Origin of the sequence: Rothia sp. HMSC066H02 (assembly GCF_001814995.1) — a bacterium.
GTDB lineage: Bacteria > Actinomycetota > Actinomycetes > Actinomycetales > Micrococcaceae > Rothia > Rothia mucilaginosa.
The window spans coordinates 174,119-193,801 of record NZ_KV818667.1 but is presented as its reverse complement, the minus strand read 5'-3'; the positions used below and the strand labels follow the sequence as shown (position 1 = coordinate 193,801).

Annotated in this window: 19 protein-coding genes; 2 read left to right on the top strand and 17 right to left on the bottom strand. The window is 60.7% G+C overall.

Translation table 11 applies throughout. The features are described from left to right. Positions 1-52: 52 nt before the first annotated feature. From panC to folP, 8 genes are all read right to left on the bottom strand, one after another. Positions 53-1,000 (bottom strand): pantoate--beta-alanine ligase, encoded by a 948-nt coding sequence (panC, locus tag HMPREF2999_RS00820; RefSeq protein WP_070674413.1) that lies wholly within the window; start codon positions 998-1,000, stop codon positions 53-55. Continuing rightward, complete coding sequence (locus HMPREF2999_RS00815; protein ID WP_070630058.1) at positions 997-1,959, bottom strand: Rossmann-like and DUF2520 domain-containing protein; 963 nt, start codon at positions 1,957-1,959, stop codon at positions 997-999. The genes panC and HMPREF2999_RS00815 overlap by 4 nt, the downstream gene beginning before the upstream one ends. A gap of 94 nt (positions 1,960-2,053) precedes the next feature. Next, complete coding sequence (locus HMPREF2999_RS00810) at positions 2,054-3,955, bottom strand: PH domain-containing protein (RefSeq protein ID WP_070674410.1); 1,902 nt, start codon at positions 3,953-3,955, stop codon at positions 2,054-2,056. Next, positions 3,955-4,743 carry a PH domain-containing protein gene (locus tag HMPREF2999_RS00805; RefSeq protein WP_070674408.1) on the bottom strand — a complete coding sequence of 263 codons (789 nt, stop codon included), beginning with the start codon at positions 4,741-4,743 and terminating at the stop codon, positions 3,955-3,957. The genes HMPREF2999_RS00810 and HMPREF2999_RS00805 overlap by 1 nt, the downstream gene beginning before the upstream one ends. Beyond that, complete coding sequence (locus HMPREF2999_RS00800; RefSeq protein ID WP_005504359.1) at positions 4,730-5,248, bottom strand: DUF3180 domain-containing protein; 519 nt, start codon at positions 5,246-5,248, stop codon at positions 4,730-4,732. Before HMPREF2999_RS00800 ends, HMPREF2999_RS00805 begins: the two co-directional genes overlap by 14 nt. A gap of 45 nt (positions 5,249-5,293) precedes the next feature. Continuing rightward, positions 5,294-5,914: a 2-amino-4-hydroxy-6-hydroxymethyldihydropteridine diphosphokinase gene (gene folK, locus HMPREF2999_RS00795; RefSeq protein WP_070674405.1), complete on the bottom strand. Its 621-nt coding sequence runs from the start codon at positions 5,912-5,914 to the stop codon at positions 5,294-5,296. Then, entirely contained in the window at positions 5,914-6,315 is a 402-nt protein-coding gene (gene folB / locus HMPREF2999_RS00790; RefSeq protein WP_070674402.1) for a dihydroneopterin aldolase, read from the bottom strand. Before folB ends, folK begins: the two co-directional genes overlap by 1 nt. Before the next feature lie 68 nt (positions 6,316-6,383). Beyond that, positions 6,384-7,346: a dihydropteroate synthase gene (gene folP / locus HMPREF2999_RS00785; protein WP_070507309.1), complete on the bottom strand. Its 963-nt coding sequence runs from the start codon at positions 7,344-7,346 to the stop codon at positions 6,384-6,386. Between the two features lie 218 nt (positions 7,347-7,564). Here folP and HMPREF2999_RS00780 point away from each other — a divergent pair, with 218 nt between their 5' ends. Beyond that, the gene (locus tag HMPREF2999_RS00780) at positions 7,565-7,771 is read left to right on the top strand and encodes a hypothetical protein (protein WP_070674399.1); all 207 of its coding nucleotides are present in this window, start codon (positions 7,565-7,567) and stop codon (positions 7,769-7,771) included. 161 nt (positions 7,772-7,932) lie between these two features. Here HMPREF2999_RS00780 and HMPREF2999_RS00775 read toward each other — a convergent pair whose 3' ends face one another. From HMPREF2999_RS00775 to ppa, 9 genes are all read right to left on the bottom strand, one after another. Further along, positions 7,933-8,898 carry an Abi family protein gene (locus HMPREF2999_RS00775; protein ID WP_070697689.1) on the bottom strand — a complete coding sequence of 322 codons (966 nt, stop codon included), beginning with the start codon at positions 8,896-8,898 and terminating at the stop codon, positions 7,933-7,935. Between the two features lie 452 nt (positions 8,899-9,350). Further along, positions 9,351-9,935, bottom strand: a complete 585-nt coding sequence (folE, locus tag HMPREF2999_RS00770) for a GTP cyclohydrolase I FolE (RefSeq protein ID WP_005507626.1) — start codon at positions 9,933-9,935, stop codon at positions 9,351-9,353. After that, positions 9,922-12,129 carry an ATP-dependent zinc metalloprotease FtsH gene (gene ftsH, locus HMPREF2999_RS00765; RefSeq protein ID WP_070697687.1) on the bottom strand — a complete coding sequence of 736 codons (2,208 nt, stop codon included), beginning with the start codon at positions 12,127-12,129 and terminating at the stop codon, positions 9,922-9,924. Before ftsH ends, folE begins: the two co-directional genes overlap by 14 nt. A 294-nt stretch (positions 12,130-12,423) precedes the next feature. Next, the gene (gene hpt, locus HMPREF2999_RS00760; RefSeq protein WP_005504342.1) at positions 12,424-12,975 is read right to left on the bottom strand and encodes a hypoxanthine phosphoribosyltransferase; all 552 of its coding nucleotides are present in this window, start codon (positions 12,973-12,975) and stop codon (positions 12,424-12,426) included. A 196-nt stretch (positions 12,976-13,171) separates the two neighbouring features. Then, positions 13,172-14,305 carry a tRNA lysidine(34) synthetase TilS gene (tilS, locus tag HMPREF2999_RS00755; RefSeq protein ID WP_070674390.1) on the bottom strand — a complete coding sequence of 378 codons (1,134 nt, stop codon included), beginning with the start codon at positions 14,303-14,305 and terminating at the stop codon, positions 13,172-13,174. 94 nt (positions 14,306-14,399) lie between these two features. Continuing rightward, positions 14,400-15,641 (bottom strand): type II toxin-antitoxin system HipA family toxin, encoded by a 1,242-nt coding sequence (locus HMPREF2999_RS00750; protein ID WP_070674387.1) that lies wholly within the window; start codon positions 15,639-15,641, stop codon positions 14,400-14,402. Positions 15,642-15,686: 45 nt separating this feature from the next. After that, positions 15,687-15,911 (bottom strand): helix-turn-helix domain-containing protein, encoded by a 225-nt coding sequence (locus tag HMPREF2999_RS00745; RefSeq protein WP_005504337.1) that lies wholly within the window; start codon positions 15,909-15,911, stop codon positions 15,687-15,689. 271 nt (positions 15,912-16,182) lie between these two features. Then, the gene (locus HMPREF2999_RS00740; protein ID WP_070674384.1) at positions 16,183-17,010 is read right to left on the bottom strand and encodes an S-layer homology domain-containing protein; all 828 of its coding nucleotides are present in this window, start codon (positions 17,008-17,010) and stop codon (positions 16,183-16,185) included. A 253-nt stretch (positions 17,011-17,263) separates the two neighbouring features. Continuing rightward, positions 17,264-17,749 carry an inorganic diphosphatase gene (ppa, locus tag HMPREF2999_RS00735; RefSeq protein ID WP_005504328.1) on the bottom strand — a complete coding sequence of 162 codons (486 nt, stop codon included), beginning with the start codon at positions 17,747-17,749 and terminating at the stop codon, positions 17,264-17,266. 330 nt (positions 17,750-18,079) lie between these two features. Between ppa and dacB the strand changes: the two genes are divergently transcribed. Next, positions 18,080-19,618 (top strand): D-alanyl-D-alanine carboxypeptidase/D-alanyl-D-alanine endopeptidase, encoded by a 1,539-nt coding sequence (gene dacB / locus HMPREF2999_RS00730; protein ID WP_070674381.1) that lies wholly within the window; start codon positions 18,080-18,082, stop codon positions 19,616-19,618. The last annotated feature ends 65 nt before the right edge of the window (positions 19,619-19,683 follow it).

Below are 19,683 nucleotides of genomic sequence, written 5' to 3'. Positions count from 1 at the left end.
AGTGATACCTATCTGTGTAGTGTGTTGGGGACTCTTCTAAACGAACGAACGCTTAGCGCAGGTCCATGTTGTCAATCAGGCGGGTCGGGCCAACGAACGCAGCAACCAGTGCCAGCACTCGCTCCGACTCCTCAGTCGGCTCACCGAAAGTCATCGGGTCGACCAGTTCCAGGTAGTCAAGGCGTACACCCGGAGTGGAGTTGATACGCTCACGCGCACCGTCCAAATCAATCTCGTGGAAGCCACGGTTCAGCGAATTCTCACGAAGCATCGCCAGGGTGCGGGACAGCACCAGGGCAGACTCGCGCTCCTCATCCGACAGGTAACTATTACGCGAAGACAGCGCCAGACCGTTATCGTCGCGAACAATCGCCACAGGGCGCATGGTCACGTCGTGGTTGAAATCGTGCACCATACGCTGAATCAGGATGTACTGCTGAGCGTCCTTCTGACCGAAGTACGCATTCACCGGGTGGTTACCGGCTGCGGGGCGAATAATGTTGAAGAACTTATTGACCACGGCCAGCACGCCATCAAAGTGGCCGGGACGGGTCGCACCCTCAAACTTGGTGCCCAGCTCGCCGCTCGAAATGCGGATGAGCGGGTCACCGTCGGGGTACATCTCTTCAACCTCGGGGGCAAAAATAATGTCAACACCGGCGGCACCAGCCAGGGCAGCGTCTGCCTCCAGGGTGCGCGGGTATGCTTCGTAATCCTCGCCGGGGCCAAACTGCAGCGGGTTCACGAAAATGGAGGCGACCACTACATCATTCTGTTCAGCGGCGCGACGCAACAGGGTTGCGTGGCCGTCGTGCAGTGCGCCCATGGTGGGCACGTAGCCCAGGGATGCGTTCTTGTACTGAACTGCGGTGCCGTTCTGCTCCGCCTCCTGGCGGGCTGCCCGGTCCAGTTCCTCCTGCGCGGCGGCAAGGGATTCGGTGATTGCCGTGCGGAAATCCGCAATGGTGGTCACGACTCGGGGCATCGAAGTCTCAGTCATGACGAGAACTCCTTGTTTTCGGGGGCTGAATCATCAATATCGCCGGGGTGGTTGCGGTCCGAAGACTCACCCAGCAGATTCTCAATTCGTCCCAGTTGTTCATCGTTTAACAAACCTCTATTATGCGCTCTTTTTGCGGTTGCGTGTGCCAGAGCGGCATAAGAGTCTGTAATATCACCTGTTTTCTCATGCTCTGAGTACTCATTCAGAGCCTGAAGGTGAGCCTTCACGGTGCCGGCGTCTCCACGTGCCACGGGCCCGGTGAGAGCACCCTCACCGCTGGCGAGCGCATTGTCCACGGCGGCTCGCACGAGCGGCCCCATGTAGCGTGCCGGGTCCTCAATACCGATGGAGGCGAGCATCTGCTGGGACTGACCCAGGATGGTCACGAGGTGGTTCGCGGCGTGCGCTAAGGCGGCGTGGTAGAGCGCTCGGTCGGCCTCGGCAACGTGCACGGGTTCGCCGCCCATTTCCACCACGAGTGCCTGAGCAATCGGGATGAACGGTGCAGGCCCGGTCACTGCGAAGCAGGTGCCGTTCAGGCGCTGCAGGTCCACGGACATGCCGGTAAACGTCATGGCGGGGTGAATCGCCAAACCGATAGCGCCCAGCGCGGTCGCCGGTGCGAGAACCTCGGTGCCGTGACGACCGGAGGTATGCACCAGAATCTGACCGGCGGTAATACTTCCCGAGGACGCCAGGTAGGTGATAAGGCCCGGCAACTCATCATCGGGAACCGCGAGAATCAGCAATTCGCTACGCTCAGCAATCTGCTCCACCGGCAGTAGCGGCACATCGGGAAGCAGCATCGCGGCGCGTTCCTGGGAAGCCTCAGACACCGCGTGAACACCCACAATAGTGTGCTCACAGGCGCGCAAAGCCGCACCGAGGACGGATCCGACCCTCCCGGCGGAAATAATTCCAATGCCCAAACGCGCAGGTTTTGAATGCTGTATCACGGCTTTAAGTATATTCTCCCTTTCACGCCGACCCTGCCGCCGGTGTCACGAAGAACACTGACGGCAGGGCGCGATCTGTAGTTTTGCTGGCGGGTTAGCGCACGCCGTGCCCACTCAGTACCGGCTCAGGTACGCGGTAGTAGGGCTCAATACCCTCCAAGCGAACCGTCATCAACCACACCAGGTCCTCGCAGACACGCGGCGGCAAGTGCATCATGAGCGTGCGCACCGGGCCGGGCACCGTACCGAAATGCACACTCGCGCATCCGAAGGCACGCTGCAGCGGGCCCTGACCTCGGCTCACGCTCAGCACACGGCTGACCGGAACAATCGACAGCGTACGGATAAAGTAGCCGCCACGAATCAGCAGCAGGTCACCGCGCGTATGCTCACCAACGCTCGAACGTGCCGCATCAGAATCAATGCGAGTGGTCGCCTGCACCGAACCGGCAGTGTAACCGACCGTGGTCACGCCGTTACGCTTCCAGGTGAGCAGGTCCATCCAGCGCGCCGAAGAGGGCGTCACAATCATTGCCGGAACCTGCGGCTTCTGACTCTTCAGCGAACCGTTGGCGGTGTCCAGCAGCACCTGCGCCTGCGCCTCATCCAGGGCGGGTAGCAGCAGACGCAACACCATCAGCGCCTCCTGCTTATTGCCAACCGGCAGGGCAACATTGCGGGTCACAACCTTCTGGTTGTCGTTCTTCTCAATACCAATACCGGCAATGGTCATCTTGATGCGGTACCAGCCGAACGCACGCCACAGAATGGACTGCTCCACCGCCAGCGCCTGAATACGCTCAACCATCACGTTCTGAGTGTGCGTGCCGGTGAAACCGTAGCGCAGGGTCACGCCACCCTGACCGCTCGGGGTGATTTTGAAGTTCGCGGCACCGTCAAAACGTGCCCACAACGTACCCAAGTAACCAAGTAGCGGTACGAAGGTGCCGGGTAGCAACGCCATGAAAATCAGGAACGGACTCTCGCCATCTATGATCGCGGCAATGACCGCGGCACCAACCATGAGGGCCACGGCGGGCACCAGCCACACCAGGTGCTCCAGCATGATGGAGGCAATCAGACGCACATTCGAGATGCGGAAAATCGGCGGCTGCGAGGGGTCAGCCGCGACCGGCATCGGCATGCGAGCGCCGCGGCGGGATGCGCCAGGCTGCTGAGTACCGGGGCGCTGGGGTGCAGACTGCTCGGGTGCGAGCTGGCCAAGTGCGGGTTGCTGGGCGCCCTGCTGAGGCGCTACCTGCTGGGTGCCGTCCTGCGCGGTGCCGTCCTGCCGAGGCGCACCATAGGACGCCTCATAGGATGCCTCGAACGGCTGATGCAGCTGATCCGCATCCGGCATGCGCTCCGCCGAAATCTGCATGCTATCGGGCAGTACGTCGACCGGGCGGCCAGCCGCCTCCGAACGCAGCAGGTTAATACTCGCCATCGCGGTGCGGCGCAGAACCTCCGCCTTGCGGGCAGAAACGTACTTGATGTGCAGCGCCTCCGAAGAACCGTCAGCCACCTCAAAACGCAGCTCCGACAGGCCCAGCAGACGCGCCACCAGAGGACGCGAAATATCCACGCTCTGCACGCTCTCCAGGCGAATCGTGCGGTTCTTCTTGAACAGAAAACCGCTACGGCGGTGAATCGCCAAATCGTCCAGGCTATAGCGGGTAAACCACCAGTCAATCGAGCCAGCAACCAGAATCAGCACGAGCACGGCGAAGCCGATAAGCTGCGAGTACGTTGCGCTGAAGTAGCTGCTGTTCTCGTCAAATGCCTGCGTCAATCGCGCGCCCCACTCGTTCGGCGGGGTGGTCAGAATATTCAGGATAATGCTCTGGAAGAAACCAAACGCCAACAGAATAATGAACCAGAGGTTCATGATGAACGTGCGGATATCGGCACGCCACCACTTCTGCTCCTGCGGCATCTGGGAGGCAGGAGGCTGCGGTGCCTGCGGCGCGGGGTTGACCGGATTCGGGGTACTCATTAGAGTGCCGCCATTCGCTCATCGGCGCGGCGCACCAGATCCGCACGCAGCTCCTCCGCCACGTTCAGCGGAATACCGAACAGCACCATTGTGCCGGTGGTCGTACCCGCGGTGCGCACCGTCAGGCGGGCAACACCGCACATGCGCTCCAGCGGACCCGAATCCACATCAACATACTGGATGCGACCGTACGGCATAGAGCTCATCGAACGGAACACGATACCGCGGCGAGCCATCAGGTGATTCGACTCCAGCGCGTAGCCGAGCGCGCGAGTACGGCGCGGCGTGGTCAGAATCCACCACAGACCCCACAGACCAAACACCGCGACCACCACCAGGCCGACGATGCGTAGCGCCTCCGGGCCGCCGAAGAACGCGCCCGCACAATACATGGCAACACCCGCAAGAATCGGGAACGCCAAAGCAGAAATAGTGTGAACAAAACGAACCGTCAGGTAGCCGGAGGCGGCGGGCACCCACTGCGGCTCCGGCACGGATTGCGCGGGAACCGGCTGAGGGGGAACCTGCTGAGAATGCGCCAGCTGCGCGGGAACCGGCTGAGGCGCGTTCGGGTACGCGGCAGCGGGCGGAACCTGCTGACCGTACTGTGCTTGCTGGTCATTCTGGGTCTGCTGTCCATACGGGGCACCAGGCTGACCGTAAGCCGCCTGCTGGTGCTGCCCGTACTGGTTCTGCTGAGCAGGCTGGTTCTGACCATACTGCCCCTGTTGGGCATCCTGCCCATACCGACCATTCGGCGAATAACTATTCTGGTTAGGAGCCGACATAGGTTCCTCCCTCTCGCGGCTTGACAGCACCGGAAGAGGAGGCCGCATCCTCATCATCCTCCGGCGGAATACGACAACAATGCTGAGCCCACAGCCCAGCAATCAGCAGGGCAACACTGCCCACACAATTAACAAGAACCTCCCAAAAGACCACCGAAAAACCGCGCACAGACACCATCGCCACATGGTAGCCAAGAATCGCAGCGCACCAGCCCGTCAACAGGGCACCGGTCATGATAGAACCCTGCGCATACGCCACCGCACGCGCCGCAAGAATCGGGCCCATATGGGGTACCTTCTCACGCGTCTGAATACGACGATAACGAGCCACCTGCACGCCCAGCCACACGGCGCCCGCCGCAACCAGCAGGCACACCGCGCCGAGCATCCACGAAAAATTCAGCTCACCAAAACCGGCGCCAATCATCGCGGAATTCACCATAAGAGCGGCAGCGGCACCGCACACAGCCGCCACAATAATCGCCCGATAACTCAGGGGCTTCATGGTGTTTCCTTTCGGTAGGTTCCTCTACCTTCCAGAGTGCCACATTTAAGGCTGATCAGGTACCTGCATCTCACGCATATAGCTGATAGCGTCTTCATCCGCCCCAAGCAGCGTGCGGGACAGCTCCGCAACGTTCACGACCTCGCGGCTCAGCGGCGCAGGAACCTCATCCGGCCGCTCCCCCGAAGGCTCCGCACGCCGGGTCACCGTCAAGTGTGCCTGCGGGTCCATCTGCGCCCACGGCACCAGCACGAAAGCACGCTCCTGCGCCCGCGGATGCGGCAAAGTCAGCACCGGATCCTCAGAGATCACGCCGTCATAGTCAATCACGTCAATATCGAGAGTGCGCGGGCCCCAACGCACCAGGCGCTCACGGTGATGCGCCGCCTCCACCGCATTACACAGCTTCAGCAGCTCGTAGGCGCCCAGGTCAGTGGTCACCTCAATGACCGCGTTCACGAAATCCGGCTGACCCTCCGGGCCACCCACCGGGGCGGTACGGTACAACCCGGAGGCGCGCACCAGACGCACACCGCCCGCCACCAGGTCGGCGACGGCATGCTCCAGGGTGTCTTCGCTTTCGCCCAGGTTCGAGCCCAACGCCAACACCGCGCAGTGTTTCAGGGTGTTGGGCATCTGCGTATCGGTTTTCTGGGTGCCCGCCACTAGCGGCCGCCCTCAGCCGCACGCTCACGGAACACGCTCACCGCAACGTTACCGAACGGCAGCTCAATCGGCGCCTGCGGCTTTGACACGGTAATCTCCACCGCCTCCACAAGCTCAAACATCGCGAGAATACCCTCGGCAATGTTCACCGCGAGGGTCTCAATCAGGTCCAGCGAACCGTTCGTCACGTGGCGGTGAATCAGGTCAACCACGAGCGCGTAGTTCGTGGTCTTCGTCAGGTCATCCGTGGCGGCTGCGGCGGAAAAATCGCTGTACAGGGTCGCGTCCACGACGAAGGGCTGACCGTCGCGCTTCTCAAAGTCGAGCACGCCGTGGTAGCCCTTGGCGGTAATGCCGGTGAGGGTGATGCGGTCGTGGCGGGCGTAATCTGCCTGGGTCATTGGGGGGTCTCCTAGATGGTATTCGGGTAGTCGGCGGTCGCGGGGTGGTGGTTCTAGCTGGCAGAGCCTTAGCTTACGGAGCGCAACGCGGAGGCGACCGTCACCGCATCCACGCTGGCGGGCACGTCGTGCACGCGCACCGCCCACACGCCGCGCGCCGCCACCAGGGCGGTCACCGCCGCAGAGGCTGCCGCACGATGCTGAGCCGGGCGCGGCTCCGACAGCGACTGCCACAGTTCGCGTTCAGCCTCACCCGCATCGGTTGCGGTGAAACCGCTCGCGTTCAGGCGCTCGGCCAGCGCCATATCCGCCGCAGTCAGGGCGTTGGCGATAAAACGCTTGCGGGAACCGGCAATGAGCAGGCGGTGCCCCAGACCCTGTAGCTCGTCAATGGCGGCGAGCAGCTCCCAATCCTGCATGCCGCCCTTCGCGAAGCCCAGACCCGGGTCAAGAATCAGGTTCTGCGGCAGCACACCGGCGGCGAGGAAACGCTCGCGCAGGCCGGTCAGCTCCTCCACAACCTCGGTGACCACGCCGCGCGGGTACTCCGCCAGGCTGTCCATGGTCTGGGAGGTGCCGCGGGCGTGCATGAGGATGTACGGCACCTGCAGTTCAGCGGCGGTTTCGATCATTTCATCGCTCACGTTCAGACCGGACACATCGTTGATGATGTGCGCACCGGCGGCGATGGCGGCGCGGGCGGTCTGCGGGTTCATGGTGTCAACGCTGATGGTGGTGCCCATCTGCGCGACTGCCTCGATGACGGGCAGGATGCGGCGCTGCTCCTCCTCCACGCTGATGCGCACGGCACCGGCGGGGCGGGTGGACTCACCGCCAATGTCGATAATGGAGGCGCCCTCGGCAATCATGCGGGCGGCGCGGGCGATGGCGTCGGTGGCGGCGTAGTGCTGGCCGCCATCGCTGAAGGAGTCGGGGGTGACGTTGAGGATACCCATCACGAGGGTGCGTTCAGCGGCGAGCACGTCGCAGGGCAGGGGGGCTACACGGGTGGTGTGTGTGGATTCAGTCATGGGTTTATCGTACCGAATCTGCGGTGCGGTGGAGTTTGGCGCAGTGATTGGGGTGGGGGTTGGGGCAGCTGTGGGGGCGATTCTGGGGACACGGCATGCAATACTTGCATTACAGATACTTATTTAAAGGTATGCTGGGAGGGCACGCATACCGTGCCGAGCGCGTTCCCGGTCGGCGGCGCGCACCCACACATACATACTCTAGGAAGTGACTCATTGTGAATATGAAGACTGGAGCTTGGATCCTCTCCCTGGTAGCTCTTGCCGCGCTGGTGACTATTGTGCTCGCTGAAGGTGCTCCTGCCGTGCGCTGGATTGCTTTCGGCACCGCGACCGGTTGCGGTTTCATTGCCGTGGGCTTGATCGTGACTCTTGCCCTGGGTTGGGATAATCCGAGCGAGGCGAAGGGTAGCTTGAAGCGTTAGCGGCGGGGCTCTTCTAGCTTCTGCGGTGCGGCATGATCGGCGCCGCCACGGCCGCGGAAGGTACCGGCTCAGAACACATTCTCAGAGCACTTTGGCGATGCGAAAAGGGGCGGAGGCTTTCACCTCCGCCCCTTTCAGCGTGTCTATAAGCTGTGAAGATTTTAGCTCCACAAACGGGTTTCTTCCCACCCTTGCGGTATACCCATAGCCCGCGATACATCAACCCCAGGAACGGAAATATCAGGACGTTCCTTCAGAATCCGGGTTAGAGATTCCGTATCCCCGATTCCGCCCTGGTCCATCAGATATTTGAGGAGGGTGAGCATGCCGAAGGTCTTACACATCTTATGGTTCTCTTCACCCTGCGGCACGCCAAACAGGTCAACAACCTCACGGATTTCAGGACTCTCAACTCTTCCACCTCTCAACACACGTGGCAAACGAGGCTCTGGGTGCAGCTTATTGTAGAACCTACTTTGATGCGCACAAATATTGCGCATTACCCGCAGCGAATTAATCCAAGTTTCCAACTGAGGGTCAGTACACCCCAAGGCTTTCGCGATATCTCGTCGAATACTTGGCGGAGAGACCAAATACAGATTCTGTAGAGCCCCCAAATCTAGAACTTCCACCACACCCCACACGGGCAACTTCCCGCCGTATTGTTCACGGTGATGCTTCACGAATTCTTCTTCAGAAGTACGAATAAGCTGTTCGCTTTTTCTCGTAAATCTACTCCACGCAGTGCGCCTTTTACTGCCTTGAAGGTCGCACCGGGTTTCATCCTCGTATATGAGTGGATCCACTTCCCCCAGTAAATTCCCTAGGCGGGACCGCATATACACCTCAAACTGCGAGAAATACGAAAACGCAATGGACCGAAGATTACGGTCATATTCATACAGGGCCACGATATCTTCAAAGACAGTTCCGGGTATGAAAGTATCCGAGCGTTGCCCGCTTCCCGCCGGTCGCCGGAACGAATAGTAGTAACCACTCAGACGGTAGTAACTAACACGCTCAAGGACGTGAACGGCATGTTCCTGAGAACCTACGAGCATACCTCGCTGGCGCAAGATTCCAACCTGCTGTTCATATGTTTTAAATGGTTTTATGATTGAAGACATACACTATCCATCACTTGATATCGTTTCATCATCATAACTCTTTAATAATATCAATATAAGGATATTAAGGGTATAACTACACGGGATGTAACCCATCTCTGTCTTACTAAGGTCATCGTTTAAAAACGATGACCGGCTCCAGACCCCTGATGGGCGGAACCGGCCGCGGTTATTTTCGCTCCGGATGAGGAGCGGAACAGTTATGCATTCATCAACAACGGTACGTGAAGAGCGCTGTACATAGCGTTAACAAAAAGAAGACCGGTCCTGTACTCCCGAAGGAGTGGTGCCGGTACTAGTGGTACTACTCTACAGCTGATGACACCCTCTACGCAAGGACTCTCGTCATACGACCCAACAAATGCCGCTACACAGCGTAGGGGTACATCGCAGGGGGCAGGATTCCTTAGAATCCTGCCCCCTGTCGTATAGCTATATGCTCATCCCGATGCTTAGCGCTGCGAGAAGATCAGGCTCATCGCCTCCGCACGGGTTGCGCCATTCATCAGCGCACCGCGCACCGCGCTAGTCACAGTCTTCGCGCCCGGCTTACGCACACCGCGCATCGACATGCACATGTGCTCAGCCTCAATCACCACAATCGCGCCGCGCGGGTTCAGGTGCTCTTCCAGAGCCTCCACCACCTGCGTGGTCAGACGCTCCTGCACCTGCGGGCGGCGAGCGTACAGATCCACCACGCGGGCGAGCTTGCTCAGACCGGTCACCTTACCGTCCGGGCCGGGAATGTAACCCACATGCGCCACACCGTGGAACGGCACCAGGTGGTGCTCACAGGTCGAGTAGAACGGGATGTCCTTCACCAGCACCATCTCAGAGTGGGCAATGTCGAAGGTCGTACCCAGAATCTCGCCGGCATCCTGGTGCAGGCCCGAGAAGAACTCCGCGTAGGCACGTGCCACACGAGCCGGGGTCTGCTGCAGGCCGTCACGGTCCGGGTCCTCACCAATCGCGAGCAGAATCTCACGGACGGCAGCCTCAATACGCGGCTGGTCGACGGCGTTCTTAGCCTCGCTCATTCTCTGCTCCATTCTGGTTCGGGGTGCCGTTCTCCGGGCGCTGCGCCGGAGGGGCGGGGTAGTTCGGGTACTGCTGGGTGGGCATTGCGACGGTCGGGTCGGCGTCCGGGTTGGTGAGGGGCGCCTGAGGCGGCAACGGCTGCGTAGGTGCTACCGGAACCTGCTGCGCGGGTGCAGCCGGTGCTACCGGAACAGTCGGCGCCTCGGCAGGCGCTTCTTCAGCCTTTTCGGCTTCCTTCGCCAGCTCGCTCGGTGCCTTCACCGGCGGGATGTCGGTACGCTCGCGGGTCGGCTTGGAGTACCAGTGCTCACGCTCGGGGCGCTTGCGAACATCCTTGAAGATTTCGGCAATCTCGTTCTCGAGCAGGGTTTCCTTCTCGAGCAGGGCGAACGCCAGGCGGTCCAGAATATCGCGGTTTTCCAGCAGAATCTGGAACGCCTCATCGTGTGCCTGCTCCAGCAGGGCGCGAATCTCAGCGTCGACCTTTGCCGCGGTCTCGTCGGAGTAGTTGCGTGCCGAAGCGCCGCCGCCACCGAGGAACGGTTCGGTGTCTTCGCCGCCGAGCTTCACGGAACCAATCACGGCGCTCATGCCGTAGTCGGTGACCATCTTGCGGGCGGTGTCGGTTGCCTTCTGAATGTCGTTAGACGCACCGGTGGACGGGTCGTGGAAGACGATCTCCTCAGCGGCACGGCCACCCATCGCGTACGCCATCTGGTCGAGCAGTTCGTGGCGGGTCGTGGGGTACTTGTCGTCCTGCGGCATGACCATGGTGTAACCCAGGGCGCGACCGCGCGGAAGAATCGTAATCTTGGTGACCGGCGCGGAGTTACGCAGTGCCGCCGCGACCAGGGCGTGACCGCCCTCGTGGTATGCGGTGACCTTACGCTCGTGCTCGTTCATGATGCGCGAGGAACGCTGCGGACCAGCCATGACGCGGTCGATTGCCTCGTCGATAGCGCGGTCGTCAATCACGTTGCCGTTATCGCGGGCGGTCAGCAGAGCCGCCTCGTTCATGACGTTCGCCAGGTCAGCACCGGTGAAGCCGGGGGTGCGCTTAGCGACCTGTGCCAGGTCAACGGTGTTAGCGATCGGCTTGCCTGCGGCGTGAACGCGCAGGATGTGTTCGCGGCCCTGCATGTCGGGGGCGTCCACACCAATCTGACGGTCAAAACGGCCAGGACGCAGCAGCGCCGGGTCCAGAACGTCAGGTCGGTTCGTTGCCGCAATGACGATGACGTTCGAGTTGCCGTCGAAGCCGTCCATCTCAACCAGCAGCTGGTTCAGGGTCTGCTCACGCTCGTCATTACCGCCGCCCATGCCGACGCCGCGGCGGCGGCCAACAGCGTCAATCTCGTCAACGAAGACGATGGCGGCGGGGTCGCTCTTCGCTTCCTTGAACAGGTCGCGCACGCGGGACGCACCCACACCCACGAACATTTCAACGAAGTCAGAGCCAGAAATCGAGTAGAACGGCACGCCAGCCTCGCCCGCCACAGCCTTGGCGAGCAGGGTCTTACCGGTGCCGGGAGGGCCGTACAGCAGCACGCCCTTGGGGATCTTTGCACCCAGGCGGGTGAACTTTTCGGGTTCAGCCAGGAACTCGCGGACTTCTTCCAGTTCGGCGAGCGCCTCGTCCACGCCGGCGACGTCGCTGAAGCGGACTTCCGGCTTGTCCTTGGTGAACTTCTTCGCGCGGGACTTGGAGAAGCTCATCACGGAGGAGCCGCCTCCGATGCGTCCCATCAGGAACCAGAAGAGCACACCAAAGAGCAGAATCGGCAGGAGCAGGGACATCAGGGAGCCCAGGAAGCTGTGCTCAACGGGCTGGTCCGTGTAGCTTTCCAGTTCTGCGGATTCCATTGCCTTAGCAACTTCGTCGCCGCGGGGCTGCACGTAGTAGAAGCGCACCGACTTACCGTAGTTGTCGTTGCCCTTCTTGTAGTCGTCCTTAAGCTGCAGCTCGACGCGCTGGTCGCCGTCGTAGATCTTTGCGCTCTTGACCTGGTGGTCGTTGAGCAGCTGAAGACCCACGTTGGTGTCCACCTGACGCGAGGGCTGAGTGAAGAAGGAGGCCATGAGGAAAGCCAGCATGATTACGAGAGCTGCACCCGGCCAGAACCAGGGGCCGTTAATCAGCTTCTTCAGGAAGCCCTCCGAGCCTTTCTGCGGAGTATTGGGGGTTTGCGCCAATGCTTTGTCCTTACGTTGCGGCTGTGACCCGTTGGGGTGCGGCATGCCTGCCGGAACACCCAACGGTGCAACCTTAAATGTACCCTACCCCGGCGGGCGGCTAGGTACCGGGCTTCTCTATTTCACCTGCGGGCTAAAGGGTTGTATCACTCGGCGGGGGTGAAAGTGCATCTTCTTCGGCGGGTACATCCGCCCCCGAGTACATTCGCCGCCGGGTACAGCAACGCCCCGCTCCCCCACAAGCGTGAGGAGGCGGGGCGTCACCACCTACAGCATGGTTGCTGAGGTGAAGGCTTAGGAGTAAACGTGCGGGTGCAGGGTTGCGACGCAGTCCAGGTTGCGGTACTTCTCAGCGAAGTCCAGGCCGTAACCAACAACGAACTCGGGCTCGATGTCCCAGCCGACGTACTTGACCTCAACGTCAGCCTTGACGACCTTGGGCTTGCGCAGCAGGGTGCAAATCTCAACAGAAGCTGCGCCGCGAGAAATCAGGTTCTGCTGCAGCCATGCCAGGGTCAGGCCGGAGTCAATGATGTCTTCAACGATTAGGACGTTGCGGCCCACCAGGTCGGTGTCCAGGTCCTTGAGGATACGCACAACGCCGGAGGACTTGGTGCCGGAACCGTACGAGGAAACAGCCATCCAGTCCATGGTGTAGTGGCCCTTGAGAGCGCGGGAAAGGTCAGCCATGATCATGATGGCGCCCTTGAGAACACCCACCAACAGCACGTCCTTACCGGCGTAGTCTTCGTCGATGCGCGCCGCCAGTTCGGCGACCTTCGCATTAATCTCTTCCTTGCTGAAGAGAACGTTCTTAATATCGTCCTGCACGTCGATAGCCTGCACGATGTATTCCTTCGTATTCTTTTAGACGCTCTGCGCCTCCGCCGGGGGCCCCGGGTGAGGGGTTTCATGCCTTCCCACAGCGGACAATGTGGATGGTGTTCGCCTTAAGTATGGCTTAAAACGGCGCCGCGGCGCACCTCACCACGCAGATAGTGTGTGCTGAGGGGGCTCCGCGGGCACCTAGCTGGGCACCTAGTTAGGGTCGAGTTGGCACTAATACGAGCACGTCCAGGCGTTCACCGGTTGCCGGATGCACAATTTCGCGGCGGCGGTACGCGCTCACGTGGCCGGGCATCTGAACGGGCCCAGCTACCGCGTATTCGGCGGTGAAAGAGTCCAGCGCCTGCAGTCGCTCAAAGCCGGGGTTCTCTCCCCCGGCGGTCTTGCAGGCGGTCGCAAGCACACGCAGACGAAGCGCCGGGTGCAGCGCCGCCACCTGCGCACGGTCCAGTAGCACGGCGTCCTCACGTTCGATGCCGCGCACGGCGGTTCCGGTGGGTAGGAGCGCCTGCTCGTAGGCTGCCTGCGCCTGCTCGTCGAGGTATTCGGCGTCGGGGCCAGCTACGGAGGCGGTGCGCGCCAGGGAGCGGGCGACGTCCCCGCCGAGGTGCTCCTCCAGGTAGGGCAGCACGCTGTGGCGGATGCGGGCACGCATGAGGGTTTCGTCGGTGTTGGTCGGGTCGATCCAGGGGGTGAGGGTTTCGGCGTCGCAGATGTCGAGCATGTCGGTGCGGCGCAGGCCGAGGAAGGGGCGCAGGTAGGTGACCCCCTCTTCGACGCGTACGGGCGGCATACCCGCCAGGGAGCGCGTGCCGGAGCCGCGGCTTAGGCCGAGCAGCACGGTTTCTGCCTGGTCGTCGAGGGTGTGGCCGAGCAGTACGGCGCGGGCGCCGGTCGCCTCGACGGCTTTGGTGAAGGCGGCGTAGCGGGCGGTGCGCGCCGCCATTTCGGGGCCCATGTTCCCGACAGGAACCTGCACTTTTTCGGTAATGACGGGGTGAAGCCCCAGGTCGGTGAGGGTCTGCGCGGTCTGCGCGGCAACCGCGGCGGAGTCTTCTTGCAGGCCGTGGTCGACGATAATGGCGCCTACGCGCACGTCGCCGCGGCGAGCGAAGTGCGCGGCAATAGCTGCCAGGGCGAGGGAGTCGGGGCCGCCGCTGCAGGCGACCAAGAGCAGGGGCAGGTCGGCGGCGTCCGCGGTGGAGGCGGTGCGGGAGCGTCCGGTGGCTTTGATGCTTCCGGCGCCGAGGAGCTTTTCAAGGGCGGCGGCGAGGTGGCGGCGAGCAGTGCCGACGGCGGGGTGCAGGCGTCCTGCGCGTCCATTCTGCATGGTGGTTCCTTTATAGAAATTGCGAAGTATCTATGTAGATAGATACTTCACGAGGAGAATTTAGAAATAACGGAGTCTCAAGAAGTCAGGAGCCTTAGGAGCGCATATGAAGGTACTCTTCAAACTCGTCCTGGCGGCGTTCCAACTCTTTCTGCATGGCCTTAAACGGTGAGGCATTCGAGTTGAAAACATATCCCGGGGCGGCTCGGTCTGTGGGCCAGCGAACTGCTCGAGCCGCTTTGAGAGCACGCGTTAGAGCGTCTTTCTGTACCTTAGGCGGAAGACCGATAGTCTCTGCGAGAGCAAGCCAATCGTCAACAGTAATCTTCCAATCTTCGGGCGGCGAACCGTCACCGGGATTCGAATTATCTTTTCCGTTGACGCTAAGCGCCATGGATAGAGATTTAATATGCACGAGCGAACAGGGGATGTCGTAGATAGGAGCTACTTCCCATCCACGGCGTCCCTTGAGGAGCGAGATATTTTTTGCGTGCAGGTCCCCATTGCCGGTCAGCCAAGCGTAGAGAAAATGCATGTAAAGATTCCTGCGGGCAATAGCAGGGGAAGCAGCAAGCTTCACCATTGCTTGAATGACACTTTCTGTTGTCACAGCAGGATTATCTTCCGTGTATTTCTCACCCGAAGGAACACCCAAAATCTGTGCGCCATCCTCCATAGCGATGCGTCCCCCAGAGGGTGTTCGGTCGAAACGGGAGACCATCAAACCTGATACGCCGTCTCGATCATAGACAAGCTCATGCTGAGCTACAGGAATCCCCATGAGTGCGGCCGCCGTGAGGTGGGCAGCTTCGTTTTCCACGAGCCCGGGCATGCGTTGCGGGCTGATTTTCAGAAGCGCATCGTAGCCAGCGCCCGTCCAATGCACGGGCAGGGTTTTCATGACGGCACTCAGCTTTTCTTGAACGCCAGGCAGTCCTCGGCGGTCAACCGTGCCCATAAGTTCTGCAAAGGAAACGACCTCAGGGTTGTTCACCAATGCGGCAGGAGCGGTGTACAGTTCCCGCCCGTGCTCAATAATTTGCACATCTCCTGGAACATCAGAACCAATCACCAGCAATAAGCCCAGGGTGTTATTTTTGCTGATTTTTTTCTCGGAACTAACGACGTCGAGCCTATAGCCTTCGGGCAAAAGATTCTGGAAGAAAGGGGGAATTGATTCTGCGGTATATTCCGCGTTTAAAGGCAAGCTCGTGGCAATTGCCGGGCCTTCATAATCTGCCCGGTAGGTGAAATGAATCAGCCCGTTGGCGTCTCGCCTCAAATATGCGGCGAGGACACCATCTTTATAGACATCTGCCATAAGTTCATCTGTCATGGCTTTTCTCCAGGTTCTGTTTTCTATCGCAGTGTGCGGGAGGGGTTAGGTGAGGGGGTTGGTGATAGCCAGCTCGATACCGAGCTCTTGGGCGACCTTGAGGACCGCACCAATTGACGGGCCGGGTAGCCCTCGCTCAATATCGCGGATTGTTTTATCGCTAAGCCCGACCATCCACGCCAACTCCATTTGGGTGATTTTTTCGTACTTGCGGACGGCACGAACCTGCGCACCAAATTCCTGTGCGAACCCCGTTGCGTCGAATGCCATGGGGGTTTCCTCCTCACCGCTGCAGAACCTCAGGTTATACGAAGTATTCTTCGTAATATGCCCATATTAGCACCCCAAGAAGCCCTCTGAGGCTGTTTTCCGAAGAATAGTTCGGTTACACATGCCCTTCCGGTACCCCTAATCACAGCCAAGGAACGCAAAAAAAGGGGGCGTGCCCACCGCCTCCAGCACGTACGAAAACTCGCACGAACCAGATGCAAGGAACACGCCCCCAGCAAGCCCTCCCGCTCACCTACCGCTATGACAGCGGCTAAGACAGCGACTGCAGACGAGCCACAATCGGTGCCAGCTCTTCATGGTAATCAAGAACCATGAGAGGAGTGAAAATAGTGGAGTACGAAACGTAATAGAAATCCGGTGTTTCGTTGAAATCCCACGGCCTGTATCCGTTAGTGGAGAAGCTAGTGTCATACGCCCTGCTATCTTCCCCCTTCGCCAGCGCATGCTGGTACACCCAGCTCATTGCTCGATGCAACTCGCTCCCCTCCTTAATGGGAGTAGCACCCTTCTCCACACGCACAGCATTCGCCTTATCCAGGGGCTCCAGGGTCACCTTGGGGCTACCCGCAGCACGATAAAGGAAGGTAAAGTAGGCGCCGCGGCTCGCCGGAGTGTCGTAGTGGAAGGAACCATCAGACCAACCGGTGGTCAAACCCACGCGGGTCGCCCAGATAGCAACCTTATAGCGCGCATCGTCCGGGGTCAGGTCGGTGTACGGGGACTTCTCCGGCAGGTTCTTCACCTCGGGTGAACCTGCCAGATGGTACAGGTGCTCCAGCAAGCGGCCACGCGAGATAGTCATGACCCCGTTCGGCAACTTATCTTCATCGGTTGTAGCCAGCCCAACAACCTGCTTCTTCGTAATCAGGCCGGTACACTCCGCCCAGTGCAAACTGGTTATAACGTACTTGCCGTAATAGAAGTGCATGTCAAAACAATTAACATCAAATTCCAGCTCTTCAATAGGCTGTACAGATTTCGGCTGAATGTATGCCGCCTGGGCTACACCCTGACCCATGCACCCCATAGCCAGTGCCAACAGTGCCGCCGCGCCACGGGTCGAAAGGTTTTTCTTCATTTTCTATCCTCGGTGAAAGGTGTGAGAGTAGAAGAAGAGTGAATCCCTTTGAAGATACCCGGAATCTGCACCTCGCGCAATCAACTACGCCCGGCGTGCAGACAGATGCGGCGAAAGACACAACAAAGGCGAAAGAAGCAACAAAAAAAGGGGGTGTGCCCACCGCCTCCAGCACGCGCGAAAACTCGCACGAACCAGACACGGGGAACACGCCCCCCTGATAAAAACCGGGTGCACCTAACGGTGCGGCAGCTTAGTGACCCTCAGCTGCGAAACGGTCGATAGCCTCCTGGACCATCTTCTCGGCAGCAGCCAGGTCTTCCCAGCCCTCGCCCTTAACCCACTTGCCGGGCTCCAGGTCCTTATAACGCTCGAAGAAGTGCTGAATCTCAGCCTTCAGCTGCTCCGGAACATCAGCCAGGGACTTGATGTGGTCGTAACGCTTGTCGGTGGGAACGCACAGAACCTTAGCGTCGCCGCCAGCCTCATCGGTCATGTTGAACACTGCGACCGGGCGGGACTCAACCAGCACGCCGGGAACAACGTCAACGTCCAGGATCAGCATTGCGTCCAGCGGGTCGCCGTCCTCACCGAGGGTGTTCTCGAAGTAACCGTAAGCGGTGGGGTACTGCATGGAGGTGAACAGCACACGGTCCAGGCGCAGGCGGCCGGTCTCGTGGTCCACTTCGTACTTCACGCGGGAGCCGCGGGGAATTTCAATAGTGACGTCGAGTTCCATCGGAACCTTCTTTCTCGTGAGTTAGAGTCACTTTCGCGGCGACTTCGGCGCGCAAGGTGCGAAAGTTAGGTGTTGAACTCACCCATTGTAACCCGTTCACGCACACCGAAACCGCGTATTCGGCGCCAAAACCAGCGTAATTTACCACGCTCACACCACAGTTAACATTCCGCCTAGTCCCACGCCCGCCAGCACACCCTGCCAGCACACTCCGCCGCCGTACCGGGCAGCCCAGATAGGGTTCGTGAGGGGCAGCAGGAGCGCGGCATGAGATCCCAGCACCGGCGCGTAAATTCGATAGGCACCCCATCCGCCCGCTATGCTCAAAAGATGCCTTCCAACAAGCACAACACCCAGACCACCACCCTCACCCGCCGCGCCGCCCTCACCCTCGGCGGCATGTTCCTTCTCACCGCCTGCGGATCCGCCGCAACCGAACAGAAACGCCCCGAAGGTTCCGCAAGCCCCACCGACAGCGCAACCGGCAACCCCACCGGCACCGCCGAGGCGACCGCCTCCGCAGCCCCCAGCGCCACCCCGACCCTCACACCCGCACTACCCGAAGCAGAGCAGGAACAGCTACGTGCCGCCCTCACCTCGCTCTTCGCGGACGGCACCTACCCGCAGTACAGCCTGCTCGTCACCGGCATGGACGGCGACCTGCCCAGCATCAAGGCGGCCACCGCGCCCGCCGACCTGTACGCCGCCAACGCCGACACCGCGCGCGTGCCCGCCTCCACTTTTAAGGTGCTGACCCTGTTCGCACTCAACCACTACGCGAACCTGCAGGCGCGCCTGCGCACCCGCGTCACCCGCGACGCCACCGGACTGTACCTCATGGCGGGCGGCGACACCCTGCTCGGTGCGGGCGCCTCCGACCCGAAGCAGATCGTCGGACGCGCAGGCCTGACCACCCTCGCCGAGCTGACCGTGAAGGCGCTTCTTCAGGGCGAGAAGCCGACCGCGGCGCTGCCCGTCTACCTTGACGGCACCTTCTTCACCGGCCCCGGCGTGAACCCCGGCTGGGATGACGCGGACGTGGCGTCCGGCCAGATCACGCCTATTCACCCGATTGCGCTCGAATCGCACACGGTGCCGGGCAAGTCCACCGCAAGCAACCCGGTACGCCCGGACGATGCGGCGGTTGCCGCTCAGCAAGCGTTCGTGGATGCGCTCAACACCGCCGGCAAGGAGTCCGGCATGAGCTTCACCCTCGCGGAGCGCCGCACCGCCCCCGCGGAAGCAGTTGAAATCGCCGCGGTCGAATCGGCAACCCTGCTGGAGCAGGCACAGCACATGATGCTCGAATCCGACAACGCCCTCGCCGAGGTGCTCGGCCGTTGCGCCGCCATTGCCGCAGGTAAGGAAGGCAGCGGAGAGGCGGCACAGCAGACCGTGCGCCAGGCACTCGTGGATGCCGGCGTGAACATTGAAAACCTGGTGCAGGCAGACGTGTGCGGCATGTCCTTGACGGACCGCGTGACCGCCCGAACCCTCGTGCAGGTTGTGGCTCTGCTGAATGCTGATGAGCATGCGGAGCAGCTGATGAGCACGTTCCCGGTCGCGGGCGTGAGCGGCACCCTGTCCGGTCGTTTTGGTGCGGCGAACGCCGTGCACGCGCGCACTTTTGTACAGGCGAAGACCGGCACCCTGTACACGGTGTCTTCGCTGTGCGGTGTGGCAACCCGACCCGACGGCACCCGCCTGATTTTCGCGATTATTCTGAACAATCTGGGCGGTGCGGATGCACTGCCCGCCGCGAAGGAACGCGTGGACGCGGCGGCGGCGGCGATTGCGAACCGTTCGACCGCGCCGAGTGCTTCTACGGTAGCGCCGGAAGCTACTGCGGAAGCATCAAAGACCCCCTAAATCACCCCGTGCAGGTTGATTTTCAGTAGTGTTTCACGTGAAACCTGAAAATCAACCTTTCGGGG